Source organism: Pseudomonas mosselii, from assembly GCF_003205295.1.
Taxonomy (GTDB): domain Bacteria; phylum Pseudomonadota; class Gammaproteobacteria; order Pseudomonadales; family Pseudomonadaceae; genus Aquipseudomonas; species Aquipseudomonas mosselii_B.
On the sequence record NZ_QJRP01000046.1, the window covers coordinates 1 to 26,326 of the forward strand.

The following is a 26,326-nucleotide window of genomic DNA, read 5'->3' on the forward strand; positions in this document are numbered from 1 at the left end:
TCAACGCCATTGCCCGGGACTATCCCAGCACCCAGCCGAAAATACCGGTGGTGGTGGCGCTGGCTGATGCTGAAGGCGTGGCCCTGGACCTGAGCCTGTCGGTCTCGGCCTACCAGCACCAACTGCATGACCTGATGCCCGCCGAACAGCTGGAACACACCAAGCCCGCGCAAGGCTCCGAGCAGGCAGGCGTACCGGCGTGCTACCAGCTCGATGCCGAACGGCTCAGCCAGCAGAGCCGTGATTTTCACCATCGCAACCTGGTCGCCCTGTTGCTGAACAAAACCCTGGAGACGATGTATCCAGCGGATATGCCCGCTACCGAAGTGGTCGAGATAAGGCTGCAGTCCACCCGCACCGGACGCCCGCTCCCCCCGGCCGAGGCACGTTATCGGGCCCTCACTCACGAGGACTATTCCCCGAACGGTGCGCGCTTGGCGCTGCGCATCGATACCGACAAATACCTGCAGTTCCTCGCCGAACGTGATGAGCTGGAACAGCGCATTGCAGGCCTGCGCAACCTTGCCCTGCAAGCCAGTCATGATCACGACGCGTGGCTGGCCACGGCCGAAGCTGCGCATATCGATGACCCCTACAGCCTGGCCGCCGCACTGGCGTGCTATGACCGCAACGAACGCATCTCGGCCCGTGGCCTGGAAATCGCCCTGGCCCTGCTGATTTACCCGATGGGCCAGCCGACACCCGGTACCGAAGACCGAGACCTGCGCTTCAAACGCCTGGAACAGTGGCTGGACCAGCACGACAGCCCGCTCTACACCGCCCTGGCGCCGTTCAACCCCTTCAAAGACAAAGCCGATGCGGCCGGCAGTGTGCTGGGTGGCAGCGACAATGTCATCGAAGGGCTGGCCGGGCGTTTTCCGGCCATTGCCGACATCACCGATCTCACTGCCCAGTCTGTCAACGCCGTGGTGCTCAAACGCCTGCGTGGTCACACCCGCTGGGATGCCAGCCACACCCTGCGTCAGCAAGTACTGCTGGCGGCGCGTGAGGCCAATGCCGAGAAAGCGCTGGGGCTGTTGGCGGCGCGTTACCAGATCACCGACCAGGCCATCCGGGAAAACCCGTTCAGCCAGGAGGTGGAGCGGTACTTGAAGAGCGGCATGGCGCAGGTTGAGGAAATGAAGCAGCTGCGTATTTCGGGCAATCGGACGGTGGCGGTTGAGTTGACCACCACTGCGCGGGTTAAACCCAGCTTTCTCGGGTTGCTTACGTCGGGCGGAGGCGGTGGTCTGAACGCCGGAATGCTGTGGTTCAACGTGATCTCGCTGAAGACGGCTTACAACAGCCTGCAGAAAAGCAACGCGCCGGAATATACCGCCGGGTTTGCGTCATCGATTTTCGGGGTGATCGGTGCGGCCGCGGCGACATTGGTTAGCGTACGCGCAACGCAGAAAGCTGTGATGCTGAGATTGAGTTCGACGGCGCCGGGGATGGCGTTTGGTAACGGCGTGATCAAGTTTTTGGGGAGTAATCTGTTTGCTCGTTTAGCAGGCTACCCTGCAATTGGCTTTGGCTTAGTCTCAGACGGTTTAAAGGCGTATCGCCAGTACAACAACGGTAATTTAACTGCCGCTATCTATACAGCTAGCGGTGGACTGACCATGGCCGCGGGCTCTGTGGTCGCCCTTGAAGCAGGACTCGCAGTAGCGGGAGCTACGTCAGTAGTGCCCTTTGCCGGGTGGGCCGCAGCTGGGCTAGTGCTTCTAGGAATAGCGATTATTGCCGGAGGCTTATACCTTCACGCCCAAGCACATGCGCACCTGCACTCCCCTATTGAATTTTGGGCAGCACGGAGCATTTTCGGCAATCGTAAAAATGATGGAGAAGTGCATCCCGAAATCGTACTGGATCATGAAAAACAACTTCCTCCATTCCCTTATCTGCAAGACGAACTTAAAGCCTGGCACGATGTGCATTACGGACCAAGGTTAATATCTGCAGAAGAGGCGCAATCCTTTGGTATAACCGGGGTCGACATTGGTTGGCATGAAAATAATTATTGGGCGCCAGCAAACTGGACTGCTATCACCCATAACGAAGTCACCACCCCACAACCGACCGTGGAATTCACAGTATTCCTACCGGGCTTTATCGTAGGCACAAGCGAATGGTCAGCTAGCTTGAGCAGCCTTCGTGAAGACGGAAAAATGGTCGTCTTTCCACTTACTGCTATTTGCTACGTTATAAGCGCCGGCTTAATTCTGAATTTCAAGAACACCATAAACAACCAAACTCATGCCTCACTGCATTTAGCCTATAGCTCCAACCAAGGCTTGAATGAAGGAAATGAGGTTAGTTCAATTTTTCGTCTCGAGCGCTAATAATGTCAGTCATTTGGGCACTTAATATAAATTCGGATTCCGGATACAAACCAGCCATTACTGGACAGTTAGCAAACCTGTCTGGAGATATATTAAGCCTGCGAAATCCTTGGGTAACAGACTCCGTATTTATGGGGAAAATCTATACCGCACTAATCATCGGAGTAATGACTGGCATTTACCCAAGCCTTCTATCAATCAAAATATTAAACCTCGACACCCTCAATCTTGCCTTCATAGCCATAATGACACTTACACCCTTCGTTTTTTTCCCCTTCTTGCTTTATAGAATCTATTTCATAAAGAATTTCTCCGGATTTTACTTCAACCGCGCAACCAAAAAAATATACTACCAGCGAGGAAGAAAGCTGTTCACTTTCGAGTGGAACACTACAGGCGGTGGCTTTTTCAAGCGAACTGAATATGGTGGCGCATCCTTCAGCACTTCCTATGCACTTGCCTTTGCTCCCTACAGAGAAGACGGCAGCCTCCACCAAAAAGACTGCCTCTGGGTCGACAGCAACGAGCCCACCGAACCGGGCTTCAAACACGTCGCCGAAGTCTGGGAATACATTCGCCACTTCATGAACCACGGCCCAGCCAAACTCCCTCCTCCCGGCGAACCCAACTGGTGGTACCGACCGCTTCATGCCATCTGCCTGACCCCGGCAGAAGCCTGGCGCCACTACGCCCCCTGGCGAACCGGCGAGCCCGGAGAAATGCAGGGCAAGAAAAACTGGCAACTGCCGTTCTGGGCCGTGTTGTTCCCTTACAACTTCGGCCTCGCCCTCTGCTGGTATGGCGTCTGCCGACTCTTCAATGTCCGGGCAGCACCGCCTCCGCCTGAGGCCTTCAACGAAGCCCCAGTACGCTCAACCAAAAGGCAGCGTAAATGACCGACGTTTCTGCCAACAGCGCCACCTCCGGCCCCGCCTGTAGCCCACGCGTGCCCATCCTGCCGGTGCGCTATGCCATCGTGCCGCGTACGGGCGATGCCCCGGCCTGTCGCTACGCAGGCGCAGGCTTCAATCTGGAACAAGGCTTCGCCCCGCTGCAGCACTCGTCCTACACCCTGCGCGCGCTGCGCCCAGGCTACATCTACGTGTTCATGAAAGGCCCTCAGGGCGAAAAGCTGGTCATTCATGAGTACGACGGCGAAGGACGCTACCAGGAGCTGCGCTATCAAGGGCTGGAAGGCTACCACTTGCGCGAACGTTACCTGTCCAGCCAGAGCATGGGCTGGGTATGGGCCGACACCCGCCCGGACACCGCCAAGGAAGTGTGGATCGGCTACAGCCCGCACCTGTGGACCAACGCCACGACTGCCCGCATCAGCGCTTCAGCAGCCCTGCGCAAGCGGCATATGCGCCAGCTGGACATGGCCGAGCTGATTGCTGGCAACCCAGCCCCCTCCACCCAGCCCCATGTGCTGCCGCTCAGTGCGCTGCAAAACTGGGTCGAAGACTACAAACCGGCAAGCCGGCGTATGTCCCTGACCTGGAGCAGCCACGCGTCCACAACCACCTTGTCCGTCGGCAGGCTCAACGCCATTGCCCGGGACTATCCCAGCACCCAGCCGAAAGTACCGGTGGTGGTGGCGCTGGCGGATGCTGAAGGCGTGGCCCTGGACCTGAGCCTGTCAGTCTCGGCCTACCAGCACCAACTGCACGACCTGATGCCCGCCGAGCAGCTGGAACACACCAAACCTGCACAAGGCTCCGAGCAGGCAGGCGTACCGGCGTGCTATCAGCTGGATGCCGAACGGCTCAGTCAGCAGAGCCGCGATTTTCACCATCGCAACCTGGTCGCCCTGTTGCTGAACAAAACCCTGGAGACTATGTACCCGGCGGATATGCCCGCTACCGAAGTGGTCGAAATAAGACTGCAGTCCACCCGCACAGGACGCCCTCTCCCCCCGGCCGAGGCACGTTATCGGGCCCTCACTCACGAGGACTATTCCCCCAACGGTGCGCGCTTGGCGCTGCGCATCGATACCGACAAATACCTGCAGTTCCTCGCCGAACGCGATGAGCTGGAGCAGCGCATTGCAGGTCTGCGCAACCTTGCCCTGCAAGCCAGTCATGATCACGACGCGTGGCTGGCCACGGCCGAAGCTGCGCATATCGATGACCCCTACAGCCTGGCCGCCGCCCTGGCGTGCTATGACCGCAACAAACGCATCTCGGCCCGTGGCCTGGAAATCACCCTGGCCCTGCTGATTTACCCGATGGGCCAGCCGACACCCGGCACCGAAGACCGAGACCTGCGCTTCAAACGCCTGGAACAGTGGCTGGACCAGCACGACAGCCCGCTCTACACCGCCCTGGCGCCATTCAACCCCTTCAAGGACAAAGCCGATACGGCCGGCAGTGTGCTGGGTGGCAGCGACAATGTCATCGAAGGGCTGGCCGGGCGTTTTCCGGCCATTGCCGACATCACCGATCTCACTGCCCAGTCCGTCAACGCCGTGGTGCTCAAACGCCTGCGTGGCCAGCCCCGCTGGGACGCCAGCCATACCCTGCGTCAGCAAGTACTGCTGGCGGCGCGTGAGGCCAATGCCGAGAAAGCGCTGGGGCTGTTGGCGGCGCGTTACCAGATCACCGACCAGATCATCCGGGAAAACCCGTTCAGCCAGGAGGTGGAGCGGTACTTGAAGAGCGGCATGGCGCAGGTTGAGGAAATGAAGCAGCTGCGTATTTCGGGCAATCGGACGGTGGCGGTTGAGTTGACCACCACTGCGCGGGTTAAACCCAGCTTTCTCGGGTTGCTTACGTCGGGCGGAGGCGGTGGTCTGAACGCCGGGATGCTGTGGTTCAACGTGATCTCGCTGAAGACGGCTTACAACAGCCTGCAGAAAAGCAATGCGCCGGAATACACCTTGGGGTTTGCGGCGTCGATTTTCGGTGTAATTGGTGCGGCTGCGGCGACATTGGTCAGCGTGAGAAAAACGCAGCAAGCCGTAATGCTGCGATTGAGTGCAACGGCGCCGGGGATGGCGTTTGGTAACGGAGTGATCAAGTTCTTGGGGAGCAATCTGTTTGCACGTTTATCCGGTTACCCTGCAATTTTTCTAGGACTCACTTCAGACTTTCAAAAATCAAAAAGACAAAAACAACACGGCAACACTGAAGCATCTGACTTGACACTTTATGGCGGAAGCGCTGTCGCGGCAGGCTCCGTTTTAGTACTGGAGGGCGGACTCGCGATTGCGGGAGTTACATCAGTTGTACCCTTTGCCGGGTGGGGCGCAGCAGCGCTTGTACTCCTGGGAGCAGTGATCATCGCTGGAGGCTTATACCTTCACGCCAAGTCGTATGAACACCTCCATACTCCTATCAAACTGTGGGCAGCAAGGAGCATATTCGGCAATCGTAAAAACGATGGAGAGGTGCATCCCGAAGTCGTTCTGGATCATGAAAAAAAACTTCCTACATTCCCGTCTCTGCAAGACGAACTTAAAGCCTGGCACGATGAGCATTACGGACCAAGGTTAATAACCGCAGAAGAAGCGCGATCCTTTGGTATAACCGGGGTCGACAGTGGCTGGCATGAAAATAAATATTGGGCACCAGCAAACTGGACTGCCATCACCCATAACGAAGTCACCACTACACAACCCACCGTGGAATTCACAGTATTCCTACCGGGTTTCATCGTAGGTATAAGCGAATGGTCAGGTAGCTTGAGCAGTCTTCGTGAAGACGGAGAAATGGTCGTCTTTCCACTTACCGCTATTTGCTACGTTATAGGCGCCGGCTTAATTCTGAACTTTAAAAATACGATAAACAGCCAAAACCATGCCTCACTGCATCTAGCCTATATTTCCAACCAAGGTTTGAGTAAAGGCAACAAGGTTAATTCAATTTTTCGTCTCGAGCGCTAATCATGGCAGTCATATGGATATTCAACAAAAACTCAAACCCTGGATACAAACCAGCAATTAATGGACAGCTAGAAAATTTGTCCACAGACACATTAACCTTGCGAAACCCGTGGGTATCCGACTCTGTATTCATGGCAAAACTATACACCGCCATGACATTAGCCCTGGCTCTTTCTTTCTATCCCGACATTGCAGACCCCGAATACAGACTCATACTACTAGAACGCACCCAGTCCGTGATTCAGTATATTTTTGCACCACTAATATTCACACCTTTCCTCGCCTATAGAGTCTATTTCATAAAAAAACTTTCAAACTTCCACTTCATCCGATCAACCAAAAAAATTTACTACCAGCGCGGCAGAAAACTTATCACTTTTGACTGGAACAAGACCCATGGGGGCGTATTCAAACGCACCGAATTTGGAGGCTCATCCTTTAGCACCAGTTATGCACTTGCCTTCGCCCCACCTCGGGAGGATGGCAGCCTGCACCAGAAAGATTGCTTATGGGTCGACAGCAACGAACCCACTGAATCCGACATCAAACACGTCGCCGAAGTCTGGGAATACCTTCGCCAGTTCATGAACCACGGCCCATCCAAACTCCCTCCTCCCGGCGACCCCAACTGGTGGCACCGGCCGCTTCATGCCATCTGCCTGACCCCGGCAGAAGCCTGGCGCCACTACGCCCCTTGGCGAACCGGCGAGCCCGGTGAAATGCAGGGCAAGAAAAACTGGCAACTGCCGTTCTGGGCCGTGTTGTTCCCCTACAACCTCGGCCTCGCCATCGGCTGGTACGCCGTGTGCCGCCTGTTCAATGTCCGGGCAGCACCGCCTCCGCCAGAGGCTTTCGACGAAGCCCCTGTTCAACTAAAAAAAGGAAAGCGCAAATGAAACCCATCGTACTCGTAGGCCATCGTCATAGTTGCCCTATCCATGGCGAAGGCACCGTAGAAACAGGCGCAAGCGCAGCATTCGTGGATGGCAGGGCAATAGCACGCGTCGGCGACCGAATCAGTTGTGGCGCTGTCATCGAAACCGGTGCTGGCAGCACGATCATCGAGGACCAACCGGCGGCAAGGGAGGGAGACACCACCAGCCATGGCGGAACCTTAGTCGAGGGTGATCCGGGTTGGCTGATTGATTGACAGCAAAGCCGGCAGATGGCTTTGACAATGTCTAGCCCTGAAATAGATTTACACCTGTTCAGGTAGGCCGATAGGCCTTAAAACGCCCGATGCACCGCATCGGGCGTTTTGTTTTTCAGGGCGGCGCTGATGCCGTCAATGCGTGCAAGGGTTGGTGCCTTGGGCGATCAGCCGCCGCGCTTCATAGCGCAGTGAGCGCGCCTGACACAGGCCGACGTCGGGGTAGGTACCGAGGCATGCGATCGGAGTGGCTTTGACTGGAACGAAAAAAGACGCCTAAGCGTCTATTTTCAATGATCTAAAGAATTCCATGAAACTCTGTAGATCTATATTTGGAGCGGGAAACGAGACTCGAACTCGCGACCCCGACCTTGGCAAGGTCGTGCTCTACCAACTGAGCTATTCCCGCGTCGTGATGGGTGCCATTCTAGCGATTTCCAGAACGGCGTCAACCCCTTGATTCAAAAAAACTTTTACTTCTGCTCCGAACCTTCGCGCAGGTGCGGCCAGGCGGCCAGCAGGTAGTGCACCATCGAGATCAGGGTCAGGCCCGCCGCCACCAGCAGCAGCCCATAGCCCAGCACCACCCAGAAGGTCAGCAGCGGCGGGTTGGCCAGCAGGATCACCAGCGCCAGCATCTGCGCGGCGGTCTTCCACTTGCCCAGGTTCGACACCGCCACATGGGCGCGGGCGCCGAGCTCGGCCATCCACTCGCGCAGCGCCGAGACGACGATCTCACGGCCGATGATCACCGCCGCCGGCAACGTCAGCCAGAAGTTGGCGTGCACCTGCACCAGCAGGACCAGGGCCACGGCGACCATCAGCTTGTCGGCCACCGGGTCGAGGAAGGCGCCGAACGGGGTGCTCTGCTGCAACCGACGCGCCAGGTAGCCGTCGAGCCAGTCGGTGGCGGCGGCGATGGCGAACACCGTGCTGGCGGCCATGTAGCTCCAGTGATAGGGCACATAGAACAGCAGGATGAAGATCGGGATGAGCAGGACGCGTAGAACGGTGAGCAGGTTTGGAATATTCATCGGTACGACTGGCTGCGAGTTGAACCCGGCATTCTACTCGCTATGCAGGCTGGCATAAATCGACTCGGCAAGCTTTTTACTGATGCCGGGTGCTTTGGCGATCTCGTCGACACTGGCGCGGTTGAGCTCCTGCAGGCCGCCGAAATGTTTCAGCAGGTCGCGACGGCGCTTGGGTCCGACCCCGGCGACATCCTCCAGGCTCGAGGTGCGCCGGGCCTTGCCGCGCCGGGCGCGGTGGCCGGTGATGGCAAAACGGTGGGCTTCGTCGCGGATCTGCTGGATCAGGTGCAAGGCCGGCGAATCGCCCTTGAGAGTGAACTCGTGGGCCACGTCGTTCAGGTACAGGGTCTCGAAACCGGCCTTGCGGGTCACGCCCTTGGCCACGCCCAGCAGCGTCAGGTCAGCAAAACCCAGTTCCTGCATCACGTCGCGGGCCATGTTCAGCTGGCCCTTGCCGCCGTCCACCAGCAGCACGTCAGGTAGCTTGCCCTCGCCGTCCTTGATCCGCCCATAGCGGCGCTGCAAGGCCTGATGCATGGCCGCGTAGTCGTCGCCAGCGGTAACACCCTCGATATTGAAGCGGCGGTAGTCGGACTTGAGCGGGCCTTCGGGGCCGAACACCACGCAGCTGGCCACGGTGGCCTCGCCGCTGGAGTGACTGATGTCGTAGCACTCCAGGCGCTGCGGCACCTCGTCCAGGTCGAGCACCTGTGCCAGCGCCTCGAAGCGCGCGGCCATGTGCTGGCGGTTGGCCAGGCGGGCGTTGAGCGCCTGCTCGGCGTTGGTCACCGCCAGCTGCTGCCAGCGCGCACGGGTGCCGCGCACCCGGTGGCTGATGCTGATTTCGCGGCCACGCAGGGTCTGCAGCGCCTCGCTGATGGCGGCGAAGTCGTCGTGCACCACGTTGACGATCAGCTCGCCCGGCAGCTCGCGCTCGGCGTTACCCAGGTAGTACTGGGAGAGGAACGCGGCCATGACCTCGGCCACCTCCTCCTCGATGCCCACCTGGGGGAAGAAGTTCTTGCTGCCCAGCACCCGGCCGCCACGCACGCTGATCAGGTGCACGCAGGCGCCGCCCGGGTTGACGAAGGCCGCCACCACGTCGACGTCGCCGGAGCCGCCCTCCATGTACTGCTGGTCCTGGACCCGGCGCAGCAGGGCGATCTGGTCGCGCAGCTCGGCGGCCTTCTCGAAGTTCAGGGCCATGGCGGCCTTTTCCATCTCGGCGCTGAGCTCGTTGCCCAGCTGCTGGCTGCGGCCTTCGAGGAACATCACCGAGTGGCGCACGTCCTCGGCGTATTCCTCGGCGGCGACCAGCCCAACGCACGGTCCCTTGCAGCGCTTGATCTGGTACTGCAGGCACGGGCGGGTGCGGTTGGCGTAGTAGCTGTCCTCGCACTGGCGCACCGAGAACGCCTTCTGCAACAGGCTCAGGCTCTCCCGGATGGCACCGGCGCTGGGGTACGGGCCGAAATAGCGGCCCTTGGCCTTCTTCGCCCCGCGGTGGATGCCCAGCCGTGGGAATTCGCCGTCGGACAGGAATACATACGGGTAGGACTTATCGTCGCGCAGCAGGATGTTGTAGGGCGGTCGCCATTCCTTGATCAGCGTCTGCTCGAGCAGCAGCGCCTCGGTCTCGTTGGCGGTGATGGTGGTTTCGACCTGGGCGATGCGCCCCACCAGGGCAGCCGTCTTCGGCGCCAGCCCGGTCTTGCGGAAATAGCTGGCCAGGCGCTTCTTGAGGTTCTTGGCCTTGCCCACGTACAGCAGCCGGGCTTCGGCGTCGAACATCCGGTACACGCCCGGGCGACCGCTGCAGGTCGCCAGGAACGCGCTTGCATCAAAAGGTTGTGACATGAGGTGTGTGCTTACAGACTTGCGTCGACCATACCGTGGCGGACAGCCAGCAAGGTCAGTTCGACGTCGCTGGTGACCGAGAGTTTTTCGAAGATTCGATAACGGTAAGTATTGACGGTCTTGGGGGACAGACACAACTTGTCAGAGATGATCTGCACCTTCTGGCAGCCGACAATCATCAGCGCAATCTGGATTTCCCGCTCGGACAGCGCATCGAACGGCGAGCCCTGGGGCTGGAACGACTTGAGCGCCAGCTGCTGGGCAATCTGCGGGCTGATGTAGCGCTGGCCGGCGAAGGCCAGGCGGATTGCCTGGACCATTTCGTCGAGCCCGGCGCCCTTGGTGAGGTAGCCCGCGGCACCCGCCTGCAACAGGCGGGTGGGAAACGGGTCTTCCTCGCACACGGTCACCGCGACCACCTTGATGTCCGGATGGCTGCGCAACAGCTTGCGCGTGGCTTCCAGACCACCGATCCCTGGCATCTTCACGTCCATCAGGACCACGTCCGGCTTGAGCTCGCGGGCCAGCTTGAGGGCGGACTCGCCAGAGTCCGCCTCTCCCACCACCTGCAGCCCGTCGATGTCGGCCAGCATGCGTGTGATGCCGGTACGCACCAGATCGTGATCGTCGACCACCAGGACCCTAATCAAGCAGACACCTCGTCAGTGGGGCGATTGGATCCCGCCACCTTAACAAAATTTTTCACAACGAACCTAGCGCAAAGCGTCATGGAAATATGCCTGCCGGTCAGGCCGACGCATGCGCAGCACTTGTGCCCCGCCCTCCTCGCCCGCCAGGCGGTTGAGCAGGTGCCAGACCGCGGCCTGGTCGGCCGAGGGCAGGCGGCGGAACGCGTCGAGCAGACGGTTCTCGTCGGACGTGAGGCTGTCCAGCGGCGCGGGGGTGTGCACGCCGCTCAGCACATAGAGCGCATCGACGCCCTTGCTGGCGACCGCCGCGAGGTAGTCCATGCGCGGCGTGCGTTCGCCGCTCTCGTATTTGCCCTGGGCGTTGGGCTCGACGCCACCGATGTCGCCAAAGATACGCTGGGTCAGCCCCAGGCGTTCGCGCTCTTCTCTGAGTCGCGGACCGAATCCGTTCATCTGCTTGCCTCCTTTGCATGAATGGAAGAAGGGTGCATCCCGCACCCGAGTGAATGCCTGAGCAGTCGTCCGGCACTATGCCAATTGGATCCAATCCTTGCAAGCCATCATTGCGCCACGGCCGCACGGCAGGGGGACACGGGAGGTCCGGATGACAGGCGAAAACAGCACTTGCAAGTATCAGGAAAACCAAAAAAGGCAGTGAAAAATCGCACATCGGGGCGCAACTGAAACGGCGGAAAAAGAGGCGAAAAGCGTCATTTTGGCGTCATTTTATCGGCACAAACAAGCATATCAATTTTTTGACGTCCAACTTTTATCAAACTTTAAGCATCTGTTTTTAAAGGAATTTTTAACTTTCTCACAAGGCATTTTGAATTATCACAATCAACAACCCAACAAAGCTTGCCGAACTATCAGAAAACTCCTTAGGATGTAAAAAGACCACCAAGAAACAGCCTGCATCGCTATATATCTAGCGCGGCCTGATCCTGCGCGTCTGGCATTTTCAAAACTTCTGAACTGAGTATCTCGGCCGGCCTTGCGCCGCGCCTGGGGAGAGGGATCTATGAACATCAGTATCTTCGGACTTGGCTATGTGGGAGCGGTCTGCGCCGGCTGCCTGTCGGCACGCGGACACCAGGTACTGGGGGTGGACGTCGCCCAGGCGAAGATCGACATGATCAACCAGGGCCGCTCGCCCATCGTCGAGCCGGGCCTGGAACAGCTGCTGCTCGACGGCGTGCGCCAGGGCCGTCTGCGTGGTACCACCGATGTGCAGGCGGCGATCCTGGCCACCGAGCTGTCGCTGCTGTGCGTCGGTACGCCGAGCAAGGCCAACGGCGACCTCGACCTGGTGTACATGGAAGCGGTGTGCCGGGAGATCGGCGCGGCCCTGCGCGACAAGGCCAGCCGCCATACCGTGGTGGTGCGCAGCACGGTGCTGCCGGGCACGGTGAAGAACGTGGTCATCCCGATCCTGGAGCAGGCCTCGGGCAAGCAGGCCGGTCGTGATTTCGGCGTGGCGGTCAACCCGGAGTTCCTGCGCGAGAGCACGGCGATCCAGGACTACGACTTCCCGGCCATGACCGTGATCGGCGAGCTCGACAGCCGTTCGGGCGACCTGCTCGCCGCGCTGTACGAAGGCCTCGACGCTCCGGTGATACGCAAGTCGATCGAGGTCGCCGAGCTGATCAAGTACACCTGCAACGTCTGGCACGCCACCAAGGTCAGCTTCGCCAACGAAATCGGCAACATCGCCAAGGCCTCGGGGGTCGACGGCCGCGAAGTGATGGACGTGGTCTGCCAGGACTACAAGCTCAACCTGTCGCGCTACTACCTGCGCCCGGGCTTCGCCTTCGGCGGCTCGTGCCTGCCCAAGGACGTGCGCGCCCTCACCTACCGCGCCAGCCAGCTGGACGTGGCGCACCCGCTGCTGGCGTCGATCATGGACAGCAACCGCAACCAGGTGCGCAACGCCTTCGACCTGGTGACCCGGGCCGGCAAGCGTCGCATCGCCCTGCTCGGGCTGGCTTTCAAGGCCAACAGCGACGACCTGCGCGAAAGCCCGCTGGTGACCCTGGCCGAGCAGCTGATCGGCAAGGGCTACGACCTGCGCATCTTCGACGCCAACGTCGACCACGCCCGCCAGTTCGGCGCCAACCGCCAGTACATCGAGCAGCAGATTCCCCACGTCAGTGCCCTGCTGCGCAGCGACCTGCAACAGGTGATCGACGAGGCCGAGGTGATCGTGCTGGGCAACAACGACGAACGCTTCGTCCAGGCCCTGGACGTCGGCAACGGCAAGCAGGTGATCGACCTGGTCGGCTTCATGGCCACCAGCAGCGACGCCCAACGCCACGGCATCTGCTGGTAAGGCACGCCGCCGCCCGCCGTCACGGCGGGCCTCGACCCAAGGAGCTACAACGCCATGGAACGACAGCAACAGCGGCCTTTCGCGGCCCCGGTGTACATGCGCGCGGCGGCCGGCTTCTGCGCCTGGGCGCTGCTCGCCGGGCTGATCGCCCTGGCCGCGCAGATGGTCGCGCCACAATACCTGGACCCGAACCACCACCTGTTCATCTTCATCATCGGCACCCTGGGCATGTGGCGCTACGGCAACGCCATCGTCCACTACCTGCGCGGCATGTACTTCCTGCACTGGCGCTTCCCGCGCCTGCGCCGCCAGGTCGAGCGCCTGGGTGACGCGGCCTTGCCGTCGCACATGTTCATGGTGGTCACCAGCTTTCGCATCCCCACCCACACCACCTTCAAGGTGTATCAGTCGGTGTTCCAGGAAGTGCAGCGGCTGAAGGTGCCGTGCACGGTGATCGCCTCGATCGTCGAGAGGGGCGACGAGCAGTTCATCAAGGACATCATGCGCGACGAGGTGCGGGGCCGCGACGACATCGACCTGGTGATCGTTCGCGCCCGCGGCACCGGCAAGCGCGATGGCCTGGCCCACGCCTTCCGCGCGCTGTCGCGGCAGATGCCGCTGGACGACGCGGTGGTCGGCGTGGTCGACGGCGACACCATGATGCTGCCCGGCTGCGTCGAGCGGGCGGTCAAGCTGTTCGCCGTGCTGCCCGACGTCGGCGGCCTGACCACCAACGAGTTCTGCGAGGTCGAGGGCAGCCGCTGGATGCGCCAGTGGCATTCGATGCGCTTTGTCCAGCGGCACATCAACATGTGCTCGATGGCCCTGTCGCACCGGGTGCTGACCCTCACCGGGCGGCTGTCGTTCTTCCGCGCCGGGGTGATGACCGACCCTGGCTTCATCCGCGACGTCGAGGCGGATTTTCTCGAGCACTGGCGCCTGGGCCGCTTCCAGTTCCTCACCGGCGACGACAAGTCGAGCTGGCTGAGCCTGATGCGCGCCGGCTGGGACACCTTCTATGTGCCTGACAGCCACACCCTGACCGTCGAGCACCCGCCCAGCGACAGCTTCTGGGTGGCCACCCGCCAGCTGATGTTCCGCTGGTATGGCAACTCGCTGCGCCAGAACTTTCGCGCCACCGCCCTGCTCGGCCGCGCGCGCCTGGGGCTGTTCACCCTCTATGTGCTGCTCGACCAGCGGGTGTCGATGTGGACCTGCCTGATGGGCCTGACCGGCTCGGTGGTCGCCGGCCTGGTGTTCGGCATCCAGTACCTGCTGGTGTACCTGTTCTGGGTGCTGGTCTCGCGCAGCCTGGTGACGGTGCTGTTCGTGTTCGCCGGGCACCCGGTCAGCCCGATGTACCCGTTCGTTCTCTATTACAACCAGATCGTCGGTTCGCTGATGAAGGTCTACGCGATGTTCCACATGGACCAGCAACGCTGGACGCGGCAGAAGACCACCCTGGCCACCGGCAGCGTCGACTTCGACGCCAGCCTCAACCGCTGGTCCTCGAAGGCGATGCTGTGCTCCTCGATCGCCATCTTCTTCGGGGTCATCACCGTTCTCCTGGAACTCTCGCAACGTTAAGGAAAGGCGCCTGCACATGAGTACTTCGAATACCCCGGCGGCCCCGGGCAAGACCACGGCCAACATCGTCCACGAAGCCATCGACGAGCGTCAGTACGTGCGCACCCGCATGCACGCCCGGGTGCGCCTGTCCGGCGCCGGCCGCGAGCCGTTCGAGGCCGACCTTGCCGACATCTCGCTGGGCGGCATCGGCCTGCTGCACGAGGCGCAGCTGACTGTCGGCGCGCTGTACGACGCCTCGATCCAGCTGCGCCTGAACCAGGTGGACCTGTCGATCGACGGCAAGGTGCGCATCGTCTCCCAGCGCGGCAAGGAGGTCGGCGCGCAATTCGTCGACCTCGACGCGCAGAAGCGCGACATCCTGCGCTACCTGATCAGCGCCTACCTGTCGGGCGAGGTCGCCGATATCAACGGCCTGTTCAACGTGATGCAGCGCGAGAACTACATCAAGGCGCGCAAGCACCAGCAGGCCAGCGCGCGCACCCCGGGCGAGCGCCTCAAGGCCGTGGCCGGTACCCTGCTGTACACCGCCGCTGGCCTGGCCGCGCTGGGCTTCGTCGGCTACAAGGGCTACCTGCTGTTCTTCCGCATCCCGGCGCTGCAGGCCACGGTGGCCGGCAATGCCCAGGTCATCAGCATGCCGGACAACGGCTACGTGAAGTACCTGCTGCCGTCCGGCGCCACCGAGGTGCAGGCCGGCCAGCCGCTGGCGAACATCTCCACCCAGCTGGCCACCAGCTTCACCAGCCCGGCGGACATGAAGGCGCTGGCCGACCTCGCCCCGGGCGACCTGCAGGCGCTGCTGGGTCGCGCCAGCGTCGAGACGGTGATCAACAGCCCGTGCGACTGCCAGGTCTGGTACCCGTCGCCGCCGCTGGACGGCTATGGCTACAAGGCCGCGCCGATGATGCACCTGCTGCCGAAGCACGAGGGCTTGTTCGTGCGCGCCAACGTGCCGTTCGACAAGCTCGCCGATGTCGGCCGCGTGCGCTCGGTGGACATGCAGGTGTTCGGCCTCGACCAGCACTTCAGCGGCAAGGTGGTCGACGCCCGCTCCGACGAGCTGAACCACAACCTGGCCCTGACCATCCAGCCGGACAGCCCGCTGCCGGCAGCGGCCTACCAGAAGGCCGTGGCGGTCGACCTGTACCTGGGCCTGCCGTTCGGCAGCGGCAACTGAGGGCCGGTCATGATCGCCAAGAACGCCCCGCGCCTGTTGCTGGCCGGCCTCGGCCTGGCCTGGGCCGGCAGCAGCTGGGCCGGGCAGAGCCTGGAGCAGATCCGCTACGCCCTGTACAAGGACCCGAGCGCCGATGTCACGAGCGACCTGCGCGCCCTCGCCGAGCGTGGCGACCTGGCCTCCAAGCAGCTGCTCGGCGATGTGCTGGCCAACAGCGACAGTGCCAACCGCCAGGACATCGTGAGCCTGTACCAGGAGGCCTTCGCCGACGGCCACGGCCAGATCCCGGCGCTGGCCTCGCTGGCGCGCCTGCTCGACCGCACCCCGCGGCTGCAGCGCAGTCACGAAGCCTGGGTGCGCCAGGCCCTGGCCCGCTACCCCAACGACCGTGATCCGCGCAGCACCAGCACCAGCCTGGAGGTGTTCCTGGTCTATCCGCAGCTGTTCCCCGGCGAGCGCGCCGCCGAACTGCTGGCGCTGTACGAACAGAGCTGCCTGCTCAACTGTCGCCCTGAGCTGTACCGCGCCGTGGTCGCCGAGCGCCAGGGCGACAGCGCCGCAGCCGAGCGCTGGTACCAGCAGGCGGCGCGCATCGACCCACGCGGCATCGAGCGCTATTACCGCTTCCTTGGCGAGCGCCAGGACCCGGCCTTCCTCGCCTTCGCCCGCAGCCTGGAGCCGGAGATGGCCAGCCTGCCGGTGGAGGTCGTGCAGCGCATCGGCGCGCTGCTGGACAGCATCCACGGCACCACCCGCGCCGAGCTGGACGCCGAGCGCGAACAGCGCCTGAGCCGCGCCATGGGCCCCAAGGTCGAGCCGACGCCCGAGCAACTGGCCCGCGACAAGGCCAACGACCAGTTGCGCGCCGACGGCATCGCCGAGGCCCAGCGCTGGCTGGACAACGCCGTCGCCCGTGGCTACCTGCCGGCGCAGGTGTCCAAGGCCAACTTCATGATCTCCAACCCCACCGAGCACAACGCCGAGCAGACCCAGGCGCTGATCGCCCAGGTGCGGGCCAAGGACCCGACCCGGGCCAAGGCGCTGGATGCGGCGTTCTACATGGTCAACAACTGGCTGACCCTGGATCCGCAAAAGTCCCAGGCGCTGATCGACGAGCTGATCACCGCCCGTTATCCCGACGCGCAGCTGCTGCTGGGCGACCTGTACAGCAAGGGCGGCCTCGACCAGCCCGACCAGGAACGCGCCCTGGCCATCTGGCAGCGTCAGGCCGAGCAGGGCTCGACCGCAGCCTGGTACCGCTTAGCCACCGTGCACCTGCGCGGCCGGGCCATCTGCCACGACCCGGTCAAGGCCTACACCTATGCGCGCATCGCCCTCGACCTGGGCGAGACCCGCGCCCGCGGCCTGATCAAGCGGCTGGACAAGACCTTGCCCAAGGATGACATCGAGCGTGCCCTGGCCGCGCGCAACGATCTGTTGAAGGAGGCCACCCTGTGAAAGCCCACCCACCCCTGCTCGGCGCCCTACTCGCCCTGGCGCCCCTGACGGTGCTGGCGGCCGAGGAAGTCACCGGCCCCGAGGCCGACAGCAACGCGCCTGTGCGCGTCGCGGCCGTTGACGGCAGCGAGCCGCTGATCACCTCGGAGTTCTTCAACAAGCTCACCGTGCAGACCGGCTACGGGCCGCAGGACTCCCAGGTCGGCCGCGACCGCGAAAGCTTCTACAGCCTGCGCTACGAGCCGTCGTTCGCCTGGTACTCACCGGAAAAACGCTGGGCCAAATGGATGGTCTATGGTCGCCTGTGGCTGAACTACGACTCCAGCCAGTCGAGCAACCTGGCCAACGAGTCGACCAACAACAATGAGCGCGAGCAACCCGAGGGCTGGTACGCCGAGCTGCGCGAGCTGTACGTCAAGCGCAACCTGATCGGCGACGACCCGCGCTTCTCGCTGTCGTTCGGTCGTCAGCGCTTCTACGACGACTACGGCATCTGGTGGGACGACAGCCTGGAGTCGCTGCGATTCAACTACCAGGACACCTTCTCCGACGCCTTCGTCGCGGTCGGGCAGAAATTTCGCAACTACAACACCGACGCCAATTCGCTGGCCGCCAGCGAAGCGCGCACGCTGTACCTGATGGGCCAGTACGCCTATCGCTGGAGCCCGAACAACCAGGTCGGCGTACGCCTGATGCAGGAGAACGACCGCAGCGGCCACGACGCCGACGACCGCTACGACTTCAAGGGTTGGCGCTACGGATTGTTCTTCAAGGGTGACAACCTGCCGCTGGCCAGTGACTACCACCTGGAACTGGCGGCGCTGGACGGCACGATGGACAACACCGCCGGCAACGGCGTCACCAGCACCGGCCACGGCAGCCACGGCTGGGCGGCGCTGGGTGAAGTCGGCAAGCGTTTCGAGACATTGCCCTGGACCCCGCGCGTGGCCCTGCGCGGCGGCCTGACCGACAAGCCGGACGACGACAACGACGGCTTCCGGCTCAACCCGATCCAGTCCGACCGCATCACCCGCCAGGGCTCGTACAGCACGCGCCTGACCAGTTCGTTCGTCGCCCTCGACCTGCGCAACCTGAGCTACTACGGCGTCGCCCTGGAGACCCGGCCCACGGCGCGCAGCGCCCTGGACCTGCGGGTGACCCAGCTCAACCTGCGCGACGAGGGCGGCGCCCTGCCGATCCGCATGGCCGCCGATGCCCGCGCCCGGCGCCAGAGCGAACTGAACGCCGGCCTGCACGGCAAGGGCGACAACGTCGGCCAGATGATCGACCTCAACTACTACTGGAAGATGTTCCCGGTAGCCCTCGACGGCAAGCACCTGGACGTCAACACCCTGATCAGCGCCAGCTACCTCAACGCAGGCAGCGCGCTGGACACCGGCGACGACTACCAGCTGAGTGTCGGCGTGGTGATCAGCTACTAAGGACCGGCCAGCATGATCTTCGCCTCCAACGTCTTCCTGTTCCTCTACCTGCCGCTGTTCCTGGCCATCTACTACCTGGCCCGGCCACAGTGGCGCTCGCTGGTGATCGTCGCCGCCAGCTACGTGTTCTACGCCTGGTGGCGCCCGGACTTTTTGCTGCTGTTCGTCGCCATCACCGCCTGGAACTACGGCTTCGGCCTGTTCATCAAGGCGCGCCTGGACGCCGGCGACAAACGCCGTGCCCTGCGCCTGCTGTGGCTCGGCGTGGCCGGCAACCTGGCCACGCTCGGCTACTTCAAGTACGCCAACTTCGGCGCCGAGGTGCTGGCCCTGCTGCTGGCGCCGCTGGGCATCAACACCTGGACCCTGGAGAACATCTTCCTGCCGCTGGGCATCTCGTTCTACGTGTTCCATGCCCTGAGCTATATCGTCGACATCTACCGCAAGGACGCCACGCCCACCCGCAGCTTCATCGACTTCGCCGCCTTCGTCGCGCTGTTCCCGCACCTGGTGGCGGGGCCGATCCTGCGCTACAGCCAGCTCGCCCCGCAGCTGCGCCAGCGCAGGCATTCGCTGGAGCTGTTTTCGCTGGGGGTGTGCCGCTTCATGCTCGGTTTCATCATGAAGGTGCTGATCGCCGACCGCCTGGCGCCGATCAACGTGCTATTCGTCGGCGAAGGCACCCTGCAGTTCAGCGATGCCTGGTTCGGCCTGGTGGTCTCGACCCTGCAGCTGTACTTCGACTTCGCCGGCTACAGCCACATGGCCCTGGGCCTGGCCTTGATGATGGGTTTTCGCTTCCCGGAAAACTTCAACCAGCCCTATGTGTCGCAGAGCATCACCGAGTTCTGGTCGCGCTGGCACATGACCCTGGCGCATTTCCTGCGCGACTACGTGTACCTGCCGCTGGTGCGCAAGCGCGTGGCCGGCGCCCTGCCGGCGCTGGTGTGGACCATGCTGCTGTCGGGCCTGTGGCACGGGGCCAGTTTCGCCTTCATCTGCTGGGGGCTGTTCTTCGGCATCGGCATGGTGCTGGAGCGCAGGTTCAACCTGGCGACCAAGGTCACCACGCCCTACCACCTGGGCCACAACCTGCGTACCGCGCTGCTGATCATCCTGAGCATGCCGCTGTTCTTCACCATGGACCTGCGCCACAGCCTGCAGATCTACCAGGCGCTGCTGGGCTTCAACGGTTTCGGTTCGCTGGAGCTCTACGTGCTCGGCGCCTCGAAGATGGCCATGGCCTTTGCCCTGGTGGCAATCGCCTGGCTGATCCTGGCCGGGATCAACAACGTGCGCTTCTACGCCGGCAACAAGGAAGGCTACTTCATGCGTCACGTGGGCGTGCTGCACAGCCTGCTGCTGTGGGGCGGCTTCCTGTTGGCGCTGAGCAGCCTGGCGGCCAGTTCGTTCTCGCCGTTCCTGTATTTCCAGTTCTAGGAGAGTGCCATGTACCCGGTGATGAATTCGGCCGGCAAGGCCAACGGTGTGGTCTTCGCCCTGGCGCTGGCGGCGATGTTCGTCTATTCGCTGCCGCCGGTGCTGAGCTTTGCCCGCGCCCAGACCGACAGCTGGAACCTGTTCGTCGACGGCAAGCTGCTGCGCAAGTTCGAACAGGTCTACGACAAGCGCCTGTTCCTGCGCGAGCCCTCGCAGCAACTGTGGGCCGATGCCCAGTTCCAGCTGTTCGGCGAGGGCACCAAGGGCGTGGTGCTGGGCAAGGACGGCTGGCTCTACACCAACCAGGAATACCGCGTGCCCAACGACCTGGACGCCAGTCTGGCTAGCCAACTGGAGCAGATCGTCAAGGTCCAAAGGCAACTGGCCGAGCACGGCAAGCACCTGGTGCTGCTGCCGCTGCCGATGAAGCTGGATATCTACGCCAGCCACGCCGAGCGCGCCTTTGACCCGCGAGTGCACAGCCTCTACGACCGCTTCGTCGCCGACCTGCAGCTACGCCGGCTGGATGTGGTGCCGTTGCGCGAAGCCTACCTGCGCAACCTGGTCGGCCCACGGCTGTTCCTCAAGTCCGACACCCACTGGAGCCCCGACGGCGCGCGCCTGTCGGCCTATGAACTGGCACGCCAGCGCCCGCAGTTGCTCGGCGACCAGGTGTACGTTTCGCGCAAGGCCGGCGACAAGACGGTCAAGGGCGACCTGATGAACTACCTGCAGTTCGACCACGCCCGCCTGGCGCCGCAGTTCGGCCCCAACCCGATCGAGCTGTACGAGACCCTCCAGGCCGAACAGGACAGCGACGCGCTGTTCGCCGAGCAGACGCAAAGCCTGCTGCTGGTGGGCACCAGCTACAGCAAGATCGACGACTGGAACTTCGTCGGGTTCCTCAAGGAAGCGCTCAACCGCGACCTGTTGTCCATCGCCGTGGAGGCCCGCGGGCCGTTCGAGGCGATGGACCAGTTCCTTGCCGGCGACCAGTTGCAGAACCCGCAGATCGACACCGTGGTCTGGGAGTTCCCCCTGCGCACCCTGTTGGCCCATCGTCCCGGCGCGCTGGCCCGCAGCGCCCAGCCCGGGCATTTCTGACGTCCCTAGGAGAACCTGATGAAGCTTTCGCCCCTGTTCACCGCCCTGACCCTGGCCGCCGCCAGCCACACTGCCCTGGCCGCCGAAGGTAACGCCGACCTGTACGACGCCGTGGCCCCGGCCGACTCGGCGTTCGTACGCGTACTCAATCTGTCCGACAGCAACATCGATGTGGCCCTCAGCGGCAAGCTCAACCCGCAGAAGGTCGCCCCAGGCCAGCTCAGCGGTTACCGCTTCGTGCCGGCCGGCGTGCACAAGATCGGTATCGGCGCCAAGGCCATCGAACCGACCCTGGCGGCCAACGCCGCCAGCACCGTGGTCTACGACGGCAAGCAACTGCAGTTGATCGCCGACCAGTACGTCAACGAGCCGAAGAAGGCCCAGGTGGCCTTCTACAACCTGACCCCGACCCAGGCCACGCTGCGCACCGCCGACGGCAAGCATGAGGTGGTCAAGGCCCTGGCCAGCGGCCAGACCGGCGCGCGCATGGTCAACGAGATCAAGATCGACTTCGCCGCCTACGTCGGTGGCCAGGAGGTCGCCAGCTTCGACGAACTGTTCCTCAAGAAGGGCCGCTCCTACAGCTATGTGCTGCTGCCAGGCAACCGCAGCCTGAGCCTGGCCAACAGCATCGACCCGACCGAGTGACGCCATGCCGCACGCAAGGATGACTGGCCCATGAACACCCTCCTCCCCCTCGGCCTCGCGGCCTCCCTGGCCCTGCTCGGCGCGCAGGCAAAGGCCGCCGAGCCCGCCCGGCCCGGCTGCGAGAACCTGCAGTGCATGGTCTGCCCGGCCCTGGCCGAACCGCAGCACTATGCCGAAGGGCGCATGAAGCTGATGCGCCAGATCGTCCCCGGCAAGGAGCGCTGGCTGTTCCGCTCGATGGTCGACCTGACCAACGACTTCGGCATTCCCGCGCCCATGCGCCCGGAGTTCGCCCGGCTGATGGACGCGTTCCACCGCCAGGGCATCCAGGTGGCCATGGCGATCCAGCCGACCCGTGGCCTGATGCACCGCGACAAGCTCTACGCCGGGCAACTGCACGGGTTCGACTACGAGCGCGCCAGCCGCAACCTCGACAGCTACCTGGGGCAGCTGCGCCAGGCCGGCGCGGTGGTGGCACCGATGATGCAGCTGGTGCGCCAGCCGCCCCAGGGTGAATACTTCTTCCGCCGCGACCACCACTGGACCCCGGCCGGCGCCGAGGCAACGGCCAGGCTCATGGCCGAGGAGATCCGCCGCCAGCCGTTCTACGAAGACCTGACCAGGAAGCGCTACAGCACCGAGCCCGGCGTGATGGTGCCCAAGGATGGCACCCTGAACCTGGCCCTGAGCTACATCTGCGGCAACAACTACGGTTTCCAGTACGTGCGCGGTTACCAGACCGTGCCGGTGGCCGACAGCAGCGACGCCCTGTTCGACGAAGCGCCCGACCCCGAGGTGATCCTGGTCGGCGACAGCAACGCGGCGGCCCGCGAGGACGAGAGCAAGCAGTTCAACTTCGACGGCTACCTGAAGCAGTACCTGGAGGCGGATGTCCTCAACTACGCCCTGCCCGGCGTGGGCGAGGACGGTTCGCTGCTGGAGTACCTGCTGTCCGCCGACTACAAGCCCGAGGCGCCGCCCAAGCTGATCGTCTGGGAACTGCCGGCCAACTACCGCCTGGATTCACCGTTGATGTATCGCCAGCTGGTGCCGGCGATACGCGGCGGCTGCAAGGCATCCAGGGAAATCCTTGGCACGAAACTGCAGCGTCCGCCACTCAAGGTCGGCGAGCGCATCGAACTGCTGAGCAATGCCGGCAGCGCCCGGCAGGCCGTGTCCAAGGGCTTTCTCGATATCCGCCTGAGCGACAGGAACGTCAAGGACTTCTACATCATCGTCTATTACGACAACGGCGCCCGCGACAAGGTGTGGTTCCGCCGCGAGGCGGCCGTAAGCGGCGGCCAGTACTACCTGGAACTGAGCAAGGCCCCCGAGTTCGCTGGCGCCAACCTGCTCTCGGTGTTCCTCGAACCAACCAAGGCCGGCACCGCCGCCACCGATGTGGAGACCCGACTGTGCCTGTGAACCGCCCCCACGCAATCCCTGTAGGAGCGGCCTTGCGCCGCGAAAGGGGCGCAAAGCGCCCCCACAGTTTCACGCTCACCCTGGCAGCCCTGGCCTTGCTCACCCCCATGGCCCACGCCGCCCAAACCATCTGGCCCGCCCGCGCCACCGTGCAATCGGCCATGATCGCCGACTATCGCACCCTCACCTGCAGCAAGGCACCCCCACCACCCTACACCGCCAGCCTGCACCTGCAGAGCAAGTACGACCCGCGCGACGCCAGCAAGTCCACCCTGCGCGCCAGCCCCGACGCCGACAGCGAGCGCGTCGCCCGGCAACTCAAGCAGTTCGTCGGCGGCCTGATCCAGGCCGGCAAGCGCTTCCAGAACGCCAGCAAGCCGCAGCAGGCCAACATGGCCCTGGCCTGCCAGGACCAATGGCTGGAGCGCTGGGCGCAAGCGGGTGCCCTGCTCGACCCGGATGCCAGCAACACCGGCATGGCGGCGCGCAAATGGGCCCTGGCGGCCATGGCCGGCGCGGTGCTGCTGACTCAGGCCGCGGCCGACGGCAAGGCGCAGCTCAGCCCCGCGCAACGACGCTGGTTCACCCAGCTCGGCGAGCAGGTGATCCGCGAATACGACCCGCGCCGCCAGTCCACCACGGTCTACTTCAACAACCACGACTACTGGGCCGCCTGGGCGGTGGCCGCCGCCGGCATGCTGGTGGGCCGCGACGACTTCATCCGCTGGGCCGACGGCAACCTGCGCCGGGGCCTGGCCCAGGCCGTGCGCAGTGGCGACCAGGCCTACCTGCCGCTGGAAGTGGCACGCAGCAAGCTGGCCGCCAACTACAGCCAGTACGCCCTGGTGCCGCTGGTGCTGCTGGGCGAGTCGGCCCGGGCCAACGGCCTGGCCTGGAGCGAGGACGACCAGCGCACCCTCGACCAGCTGGCCACCTTCGCCGCCCGCAGCGTGCTCGCTCCAGACACCCTGCCCCAGCTCAAGGGCCAGCGCCAGGCCGACGTCGCGCCCTACAAGCTGGCCTGGCTGATACCGTTCCTGGCCCGCCGGCCCGGGCATGCCCTCGCCCGCCAGTTGTACGACAGCGAGGACGGCGAGGTGGACAACTACAGCCAGATCGGCGGCCCGCTCAAGCCGGCCTACCCCAACCTGCCTTGATCAAGGACGCTCCCATGGCACCGTTCAGCCGCTTTTCCCTCACCTGCCTGGCCGCCCTGCTGCTGGCGACGACCGCCCAGGCCGCGCCGGTGATGGACACATTGCCCCAGGCGCAGTATCAGCAGCAGCTGGAGCAACTGCGCCACCAGGCCCGCCAGGCGGTGACCTTCGAGCAGACGCGTCGCCCGCCGCCCGCGGGCCGCGCCAGTGTCAGCCTGCAACCGATGTTCTCGTCCCAGGCCGGCAGCTGGCCGTTCGAGCCGTTCGTCAACAACGGCCTGTTCCGCGCCATCGCCGGCTACCAGGCGCATCACCCCCAGGCCGTGGTGCTGCGCGGTGGCAGCATCACCCTGGCGCAGCTGCACGATGTGCTGCACGACCCACGGGTCCTCAAGCGCTACAAGGATGGCTACCTGCTGAGCTACCCGTTGATGATCGGCGCCGATGCCGGGCTGCTGCTGGAGGGCACGAGCCTCTACCTGTATAGCTTCTCCGGTTCCGCGCTGATCAACCAGGGCTGGCTGGGGCTGAACCGATCGACACTGGAGAGCGTGGCCGGCGACAAGCCCGGCAACACCGACCGCGCCTGGCGGCCCTTCGTGGTGGCCTGGGCTGGCAGCCATACCGAGGTGATCGGCTCGACTCTCAAACGTCTGGGCTACAACGCCAACCTGTCCCGCGGCCTGAGCACCGCGCTCAGCACCCAGCAGCCGGCCAGCACGCGTCCCGCCACACTGCTGGTGGAGGCCAGCCATTTCAGCGAGCTGTCCAGCGCGGTGGAGCTGCAACACAGCCAGGCGACCGTCGTCGACAGCCGCTTCGAAGGCTCGCAGCAGTACGCCATCGACGCCCGTGACAGCCAACTGAACCTGCGTGGCAACCAGTTGCGCGGCGTCGACAACAACAGCGGCGTGCGCCTGCGTGGCCAGACCCGGGCATCGATCGAAAACAACCTGATCCTCGGCGCCGCCAAGGCCGCCATCGAGATCAGCGACCAGCGCGGCGCCGTGCTGCTGATCGGCAACCGTATCGGCGACAGCCGTGGCCATGGCATTCAGCTGCGCAACCTCGCGCCCACGGCCGAAGCCCCGCTGCTGATCGACGACAATCTGCTGGCCAGCAGCCAGGGCAGCGCCGTGGACGCCAGCGAGGTCACGGCGCTGACCCTGGTGGGCAACCGTATCGGCAATACCCCGGAGTACGCCGTCAGCCTGCGCAACGCCACGCCGCAGCCGGGGCCGCTGGTAATCAGCGACAACCGCCTGGGGCAGGTGGGCAAGGCCGTGGTGCGAGTCGAGGGCGTGCGCGAGGTCGAACTGGGCGGCAATCGCTTCGATGGCAAGGCGCTGTTGCAGAACCTGCTGGCCGGCGACCTGCTGGCGTTGCAGGGGCCGGTGCTGGAGGCGATGCTGGTTCAGGGACAGATGGTCAGAGTGCGCCAGGACTGAAATACACCGCCCCCTGTTAGGAGCAACTGTCTTGCTCAACTGCTAAAGCTAGCGCGATCCCTGTGGGAGCGGCCTTGCGTCGCGAAAGGGGCGCGCAGCGGCCCCAGATTCTGAGCCACCCTCGAAATTGCCGGGGCTGCTGCGCAGCCCTTTCGCGACGCAAGGCCGCTCCCACAGGGGGATGGTTCCCTG

At 63.4% G+C, this 26,326-nt stretch carries 21 protein-coding genes and 1 tRNA gene; 16 read left to right on the forward strand and 6 right to left on the reverse strand.

Features of this window, described 5'->3' with window-relative positions; translation table 11 throughout:
• From DMX06_RS24040 to DMX06_RS24060, 5 genes are all read left to right on the forward strand, one after another.
• Nucleotides 1-2,342, forward strand: a 2,342-nt coding sequence (locus DMX06_RS24040; protein ID WP_110739670.1) for a T6SS effector BTH_I2691 family protein, incomplete at its 5' end; no start/stop codon positions are given.
• Between the two features lie 2 nt (nucleotides 2,343-2,344).
• Nucleotides 2,345-3,238, forward strand: coding sequence for a hypothetical protein (locus DMX06_RS24045; RefSeq protein WP_110739671.1), 894 nt, complete (start codon nucleotides 2,345-2,347; stop codon nucleotides 3,236-3,238).
• Complete coding sequence (locus DMX06_RS24050; protein ID WP_110739672.1) at nucleotides 3,235-6,225, forward strand: T6SS effector BTH_I2691 family protein; 2,991 nt, start codon at nucleotides 3,235-3,237, stop codon at nucleotides 6,223-6,225. Before DMX06_RS24045 ends, DMX06_RS24050 begins: the two co-directional genes overlap by 4 nt.
• Nucleotides 6,226-6,227: 2 nt before the next feature.
• Nucleotides 6,228-7,121, forward strand: a complete 894-nt coding sequence (locus DMX06_RS24055) for a DUF6708 domain-containing protein (protein ID WP_110739673.1) — start codon at nucleotides 6,228-6,230, stop codon at nucleotides 7,119-7,121.
• On the forward strand, nucleotides 7,118-7,375 hold the full coding sequence (locus tag DMX06_RS24060) for a PAAR domain-containing protein (protein WP_110739674.1): 258 nt from the start codon (nucleotides 7,118-7,120) through the stop codon (nucleotides 7,373-7,375). Before DMX06_RS24055 ends, DMX06_RS24060 begins: the two co-directional genes overlap by 4 nt.
• Nucleotides 7,376-7,510: 135 nt before the next feature.
• Here DMX06_RS24060 and DMX06_RS24065 read toward each other — a convergent pair whose 3' ends face one another.
• The 6 genes from DMX06_RS24065 to DMX06_RS24090 form a co-directional block, all read right to left on the reverse strand.
• Nucleotides 7,511-7,618 (reverse strand): Arm DNA-binding domain-containing protein, encoded by a 108-nt coding sequence (locus DMX06_RS24065; protein ID WP_110739694.1) that lies wholly within the window; start codon nucleotides 7,616-7,618, stop codon nucleotides 7,511-7,513.
• Between the two features lie 90 nt (nucleotides 7,619-7,708).
• Nucleotides 7,709-7,784, reverse strand: a tRNA-Gly gene (locus tag DMX06_RS24070).
• A 64-nt stretch (nucleotides 7,785-7,848) separates the two neighbouring features.
• On the reverse strand, nucleotides 7,849-8,409 hold the full coding sequence (gene pgsA, locus DMX06_RS24075) for a CDP-diacylglycerol--glycerol-3-phosphate 3-phosphatidyltransferase (RefSeq protein ID WP_028692524.1): 561 nt from the start codon (nucleotides 8,407-8,409) through the stop codon (nucleotides 7,849-7,851).
• Between the two features lie 33 nt (nucleotides 8,410-8,442).
• Nucleotides 8,443-10,266 (reverse strand): excinuclease ABC subunit UvrC, encoded by a 1,824-nt coding sequence (gene uvrC / locus DMX06_RS24080; protein WP_050704747.1) that lies wholly within the window; start codon nucleotides 10,264-10,266, stop codon nucleotides 8,443-8,445.
• Between the two features lie 11 nt (nucleotides 10,267-10,277).
• Nucleotides 10,278-10,916, reverse strand: coding sequence for a response regulator transcription factor GacA (gene gacA / locus DMX06_RS24085; RefSeq protein ID WP_028692526.1), 639 nt, complete (start codon nucleotides 10,914-10,916; stop codon nucleotides 10,278-10,280).
• Nucleotides 10,917-10,979: 63 nt separating this feature from the next.
• The gene (locus DMX06_RS24090; protein ID WP_110739675.1) at nucleotides 10,980-11,369 is read right to left on the reverse strand and encodes a helix-turn-helix domain-containing protein; all 390 of its coding nucleotides are present in this window, start codon (nucleotides 11,367-11,369) and stop codon (nucleotides 10,980-10,982) included.
• Between the two features lie 568 nt (nucleotides 11,370-11,937).
• Here DMX06_RS24090 and DMX06_RS24095 point away from each other — a divergent pair.
• Genes DMX06_RS24095 through DMX06_RS24145 form a run of 11 tightly spaced genes read left to right on the forward strand, consistent with a single transcriptional unit; the run spans nucleotide 11,938 to nucleotide 26,134 of the window.
• Complete coding sequence (locus DMX06_RS24095) at nucleotides 11,938-13,245, forward strand: nucleotide sugar dehydrogenase (RefSeq protein ID WP_110739676.1); 1,308 nt, start codon at nucleotides 11,938-11,940, stop codon at nucleotides 13,243-13,245.
• Between the two features lie 54 nt (nucleotides 13,246-13,299).
• Complete coding sequence (locus DMX06_RS24100; RefSeq protein ID WP_110739677.1) at nucleotides 13,300-14,832, forward strand: glycosyltransferase; 1,533 nt, start codon at nucleotides 13,300-13,302, stop codon at nucleotides 14,830-14,832.
• A 16-nt stretch (nucleotides 14,833-14,848) separates the two neighbouring features.
• Entirely contained in the window at nucleotides 14,849-16,012 is a 1,164-nt protein-coding gene (locus DMX06_RS24105; protein ID WP_110739678.1) for a PilZ domain-containing protein, read from the forward strand.
• Nucleotides 16,013-16,021: 9 nt separating this feature from the next.
• A complete protein-coding gene (locus DMX06_RS24110; RefSeq protein WP_110739679.1) occupies nucleotides 16,022-17,470 on the forward strand; it encodes an SEL1-like repeat protein in 1,449 nt (482 codons plus the stop codon).
• Nucleotides 17,467-18,912 carry an alginate export family protein gene (locus DMX06_RS24115; RefSeq protein WP_110739680.1) on the forward strand — a complete coding sequence of 482 codons (1,446 nt, stop codon included), beginning with the start codon at nucleotides 17,467-17,469 and terminating at the stop codon, nucleotides 18,910-18,912. Before DMX06_RS24110 ends, DMX06_RS24115 begins: the two co-directional genes overlap by 4 nt.
• Nucleotides 18,913-18,924: 12 nt before the next feature.
• Nucleotides 18,925-20,352, forward strand: a complete 1,428-nt coding sequence (locus DMX06_RS24120) for an MBOAT family O-acyltransferase (protein WP_110739681.1) — start codon at nucleotides 18,925-18,927, stop codon at nucleotides 20,350-20,352.
• A gap of 9 nt (nucleotides 20,353-20,361) precedes the next feature.
• Complete coding sequence (locus tag DMX06_RS24125; RefSeq protein WP_110739682.1) at nucleotides 20,362-21,456, forward strand: alginate O-acetyltransferase; 1,095 nt, start codon at nucleotides 20,362-20,364, stop codon at nucleotides 21,454-21,456.
• 18 nt (nucleotides 21,457-21,474) lie between these two features.
• Nucleotides 21,475-22,104, forward strand: coding sequence for an alginate O-acetyltransferase AlgF (locus DMX06_RS24130; RefSeq protein ID WP_110739683.1), 630 nt, complete (start codon nucleotides 21,475-21,477; stop codon nucleotides 22,102-22,104).
• Between the two features lie 30 nt (nucleotides 22,105-22,134).
• The gene (locus DMX06_RS24135; protein WP_110739684.1) at nucleotides 22,135-23,529 is read left to right on the forward strand and encodes an alginate O-acetyltransferase AlgX-related protein; all 1,395 of its coding nucleotides are present in this window, start codon (nucleotides 22,135-22,137) and stop codon (nucleotides 23,527-23,529) included.
• 32 nt (nucleotides 23,530-23,561) lie between these two features.
• Nucleotides 23,562-24,686: a polysaccharide lyase gene (locus tag DMX06_RS24140; RefSeq protein WP_258378912.1), complete on the forward strand. Its 1,125-nt coding sequence runs from the start codon at nucleotides 23,562-23,564 to the stop codon at nucleotides 24,684-24,686.
• 14 nt (nucleotides 24,687-24,700) lie between these two features.
• Nucleotides 24,701-26,134 carry a right-handed parallel beta-helix repeat-containing protein gene (locus tag DMX06_RS24145; protein WP_110739685.1) on the forward strand — a complete coding sequence of 478 codons (1,434 nt, stop codon included), beginning with the start codon at nucleotides 24,701-24,703 and terminating at the stop codon, nucleotides 26,132-26,134.
• Nucleotides 26,135-26,326 lie beyond the last annotated feature (192 nt).

Excerpts from the sequence above, each read along its gene's own strand:
- DMX06_RS24135 (WP_110739684.1), top strand. The coding sequence starts at position 22,135 with ATGAACACCCTCCTCCCCCTCGGCCTCGCGGCCTCCCTGGCCCTGCTC.
- pgsA (WP_028692524.1), bottom strand. The coding sequence starts at position 8,409 with ATGAATATTCCAAACCTGCTCACCGTTCTACGCGTCCTGCTCATCCCG.
- DMX06_RS24130 (WP_110739683.1), top strand. The coding sequence starts at position 21,475 with ATGAAGCTTTCGCCCCTGTTCACCGCCCTGACCCTGGCCGCCGCCAGC.
- uvrC (WP_050704747.1), bottom strand. The coding sequence starts at position 10,266 with ATGTCACAACCTTTTGATGCAAGCGCGTTCCTGGCGACCTGCAGCGGT.
- DMX06_RS24050 (WP_110739672.1), top strand. The coding sequence starts at position 3,235 with ATGACCGACGTTTCTGCCAACAGCGCCACCTCCGGCCCCGCCTGTAGC.
- DMX06_RS24110 (WP_110739679.1), top strand. The coding sequence starts at position 16,022 with ATGATCGCCAAGAACGCCCCGCGCCTGTTGCTGGCCGGCCTCGGCCTG.
- DMX06_RS24120 (WP_110739681.1), top strand. The coding sequence starts at position 18,925 with ATGATCTTCGCCTCCAACGTCTTCCTGTTCCTCTACCTGCCGCTGTTC.
- DMX06_RS24090 (WP_110739675.1), bottom strand. The coding sequence starts at position 11,369 with ATGAACGGATTCGGTCCGCGACTCAGAGAAGAGCGCGAACGCCTGGGG.
- DMX06_RS24045 (WP_110739671.1), top strand. The coding sequence starts at position 2,345 with ATGTCAGTCATTTGGGCACTTAATATAAATTCGGATTCCGGATACAAA.
- DMX06_RS24055 (WP_110739673.1), top strand. The coding sequence starts at position 6,228 with ATGGCAGTCATATGGATATTCAACAAAAACTCAAACCCTGGATACAAA.
- DMX06_RS24105 (WP_110739678.1), top strand. The coding sequence starts at position 14,849 with ATGAGTACTTCGAATACCCCGGCGGCCCCGGGCAAGACCACGGCCAAC.
- DMX06_RS24060 (WP_110739674.1), top strand. The coding sequence starts at position 7,118 with ATGAAACCCATCGTACTCGTAGGCCATCGTCATAGTTGCCCTATCCAT.
- DMX06_RS24095 (WP_110739676.1), top strand. The coding sequence starts at position 11,938 with ATGAACATCAGTATCTTCGGACTTGGCTATGTGGGAGCGGTCTGCGCC.
- DMX06_RS24125 (WP_110739682.1), top strand. The coding sequence starts at position 20,362 with ATGTACCCGGTGATGAATTCGGCCGGCAAGGCCAACGGTGTGGTCTTC.
- DMX06_RS24145 (WP_110739685.1), top strand. The coding sequence starts at position 24,701 with ATGGCACCGTTCAGCCGCTTTTCCCTCACCTGCCTGGCCGCCCTGCTG.
- DMX06_RS24100 (WP_110739677.1), top strand. The coding sequence starts at position 13,300 with ATGGAACGACAGCAACAGCGGCCTTTCGCGGCCCCGGTGTACATGCGC.